This is a genomic window from Aestuariivivens marinum (assembly GCF_022662175.1).
Lineage (GTDB): Bacteria > Bacteroidota > Bacteroidia > Flavobacteriales > Flavobacteriaceae > Aestuariivivens > Aestuariivivens marinum.
In genome coordinates this window covers 2,501-5,790 of sequence record NZ_JAKMCR010000010.1, presented here as the reverse complement: position 1 = coordinate 5,790, position 3,290 = coordinate 2,501, and the positions used below count along the sequence as shown (strand labels likewise).

Annotated in this window: 2 tRNA genes and 2 rRNA genes (1 of these 4 cut by a window edge); all 4 read left to right on the top strand. The window is 47.5% G+C overall.

Annotated elements, in window-relative coordinates:
* The first annotated feature begins 541 nt into the window (after nucleotides 1-541).
* Nucleotides 542-2,059: ribosomal RNA gene (locus MR053_RS13875) — 16S ribosomal RNA — on the top strand.
* Between the two features lie 165 nt (nucleotides 2,060-2,224).
* Nucleotides 2,225-2,298, top strand: a tRNA-Ile gene (locus tag MR053_RS13870).
* Nucleotides 2,299-2,460: 162 nt separating this feature from the next.
* Nucleotides 2,461-2,534, top strand: a tRNA-Ala gene (locus MR053_RS13865).
* Nucleotides 2,535-2,731: 197 nt separating this feature from the next.
* A 23S ribosomal RNA gene (locus tag MR053_RS13860) occupies nucleotides 2,732-3,290 on the top strand; it runs 2,264 nt beyond the window's last position.
* The 16S and 23S rRNA genes sit together here with 2 tRNA genes alongside, the layout of an rRNA operon.

Here is a 3,290-nt window from a genome sequence, read left to right as displayed (position 1 = left end):
TGGTGTTGGTTTAAAGTTTTCCTGATCCTTCACGGTTTTCTACAATGTTTTTGTCTACCCCTATTGGTTGCGACAAGTGTATAGTCGGTCCTGTTTTTTTTTGCGGGGATTGCTTAGGGGCAAAAAAGTTTTGTTCATAAATATCGGGATATAAGGCAGTTAAGTTTGGGTCAAAAAAATATTAAAAAAAAAGTGCAAAAAGTTCTTGCGGAAAGGGAAAAGTGTGGTATGTTTGCAGCCGCAAAAACGGGGATGTCCGTTTTTGGGAACACGTTCCTTATAATAAGTTGTTTTTGGTCGCTTTCTGGGGGCATGGAAATTTTTTTCAAAAAAAAGGCAAAAAGTATTGTGGGGGATAAAAAAGGGTTTTATATTTGCACCCGCCAAACGAGGAAACGAGGTTTGGCCAAGCAAAAGAAGTTCTATTGACATATTGGATTGACAGCGTAAGGTGGCAATTGGAAACGGTTGCCATCGACAAGAGAATAGACCATTTTGAGTACCGAGGTTCCTTAGGTTCGTTAACATTATTTAAGATTTAACGATGAAGAGTTTGATCCTGGCTCAGGATGAACGCTAGCGGCAGGCCTAACACATGCAAGTCGAGGGGTAACAGGGGAGCTTGCTTCCGCTGACGACCGGCGCACGGGTGCGTAACGCGTATGCAACCTACCTCTTACTGGGGGATAGCCTCTAGAAATGGAGATTAACACCCCATGGCACCACACCACTGCATGGTGGCGTGGTTAAAGGTCACGGTAAGAGATGGGCATGCGTCCTATTAGCTAGATGGTGTGGTAACGGCACACCATGGCGACGATAGGTAGGGGCCCTGAGAGGGGGATCCCCCACACTGGTACTGAGACACGGACCAGACTCCTACGGGAGGCAGCAGTGAGGAATATTGGACAATGGGCGGAAGCCTGATCCAGCCATGCCGCGTGCAGGAAGACTGCCCTATGGGTTGTAAACTGCTTTTATACGGGAAGAAACCGCCCTACGTGTAGGGCTCTGACGGTACCGTAAGAATAAGGATCGGCTAACTCCGTGCCAGCAGCCGCGGTAATACGGAGGATCCAAGCGTTATCCGGAATCATTGGGTTTAAAGGGTCCGTAGGTGGAAGGTTAAGTCAGAGGTGAAATCCTGCAGCTCAACTGTAGAATTGCCTTTGATACTGGCTTTCTTGAATTACTGTGAAGTAGCTAGAATATGTAGTGTAGCGGTGAAATGCATAGATATTACATAGAATACCGATTGCGAAGGCAGGTTACTAACAGTACATTGACACTGATGGACGAAAGCGTGGGTAGCGAACGGGATTAGATACCCCGGTAGTCCACGCCGTAAACGATGGATACTAGCTGTCCGGCTTCGGCTGGGTGGCTAAGCGAAAGTGATAAGTATCCCACCTGGGGAGTACGTTCGCAAGAATGAAACTCAAAGGAATTGACGGGGGCCCGCACAAGCGGTGGAGCATGTGGTTTAATTCGATGATACGCGAGGAACCTTACCAGGGCTTAAATGTAGGCTGCATGGGGCAGAGATGTCCCTTTCTTCGGACTGCTTACAAGGTGCTGCATGGTTGTCGTCAGCTCGTGCCGTGAGGTGTCAGGTTAAGTCCTATAACGAGCGCAACCCCTGTTGTTAGTTGCCAGCGAGTGAAGTCGGGAACTCTAACAAGACTGCCGGTGCAAACCGTGAGGAAGGTGGGGATGACGTCAAATCATCACGGCCCTTACGTCCTGGGCTACACACGTGCTACAATGGTATGGACAATGAGCAGCCACTACGCGAGTAGGAGCGAATCTATAAACCATATCACAGTTCGGATCGGAGTCTGCAACTCGACTCCGTGAAGCTGGAATCGCTAGTAATCGGATATCAGCCATGATCCGGTGAATACGTTCCCGGGCCTTGTACACACCGCCCGTCAAGCCATGGAAGCTGGGAGTGCCTGAAGTCCGTCACCGCAAGGAGCGGCCTAGGGTAAAATCGGTAACTAGGGCTAAGTCGTAACAAGGTAGCCGTACCGGAAGGTGCGGCTGGAACACCTCCTTTCTAGAGAAAGACGGCCTTAAAGGTGCCATTATTAGGTGCAAGGAGGGGTTTGTTCTCTGTCGCTGTCAATTTATATTATATTAAGGTTTAGAAGTTTGATGTTAAAGGGGTTTAGGGGACAAAGCTAAACGGCTAAACGTACAAACGCCTAGACAAAAAGGAAACAGTCTCATAGCTCAGCTGGTTAGAGCGCTACACTGATAATGTAGAGGTCGGCAGTTCGAGTCTGCCTGAGACTACTGTCAAAGTTAAAAGTTATAAGTGAAAAGTGTAAAATTAGCTTATGGGCTTTTGGTTTTAAGATGTTCATAAAAATAAAGGAAATTCTAGAAGTTAAGCAACCCAAAGTTGCAGATTTAGTTACTGCTAACTGCAAACTGAATACTGCTTACCAAGGAAATGGGGGATTAGCTCAGCTGGCTAGAGCGCTTGCCTTGCACGCAAGAGGTCATCGGTTCGACTCCGATATTCTCCACAATATCAGTAAACAGTGATACAGTTTGCAGTAAGCAGTTTTCGACTGCCAACTGAGCACTGAGACTGAGTACTGAAAAAGTTCATTGACATATTGGAACAAGATACATGAAAAAAGAAATTAGATAGAAATATCTGATAGAACTAAATTAATTGTAACGAGCAATTAGTTGAACTCATTAAAAAAGCAAAAAAGTACAATAAGCTAGACAAGGGCGTATGGGGGATGCCTAGGCTCTCAGAGGCGAAGAAGGACGTGATAAGCTGCGAAAAGCCGCGGGGATCGGCACACACGAATTGATCCGCGGATGTCCGAATGGGGCAACCCAGTGCAGTGAAGCTGCATTATTCCGTAAGGGAGGCGAACCCGGGGAACTGAAACATCTAAGTACCCGGAGGAAGAGAAAACAAAAGTGATTCCGTTAGTAGTGGCGAGCGAACGCGGATTAGCCCAAACCGGTGTTGTTAAGGCAATACCGGGGTTGTAGGACTGCGATATTCGAGTTGGGATGAACCGGAACTGTTTGGAAAGACAGACCACAGGGGGTGATAGTCCCGTATGGGCAAAGACCAATAAGATAGCAGTATCCTGAGTAGCGCGGGGCACGTGGAACCCTGTGTGAATCTGCCGGGACCATCCGGTAAGGCTAAATACTCCTGAGAGACCGATAGTGAACCAGTACCGTGAGGGAAAGGTGAAAAGAACCCTGAATAAGGGAGTGAAAGAGAACCTGAAACCATACGCCTACAAGCGGTC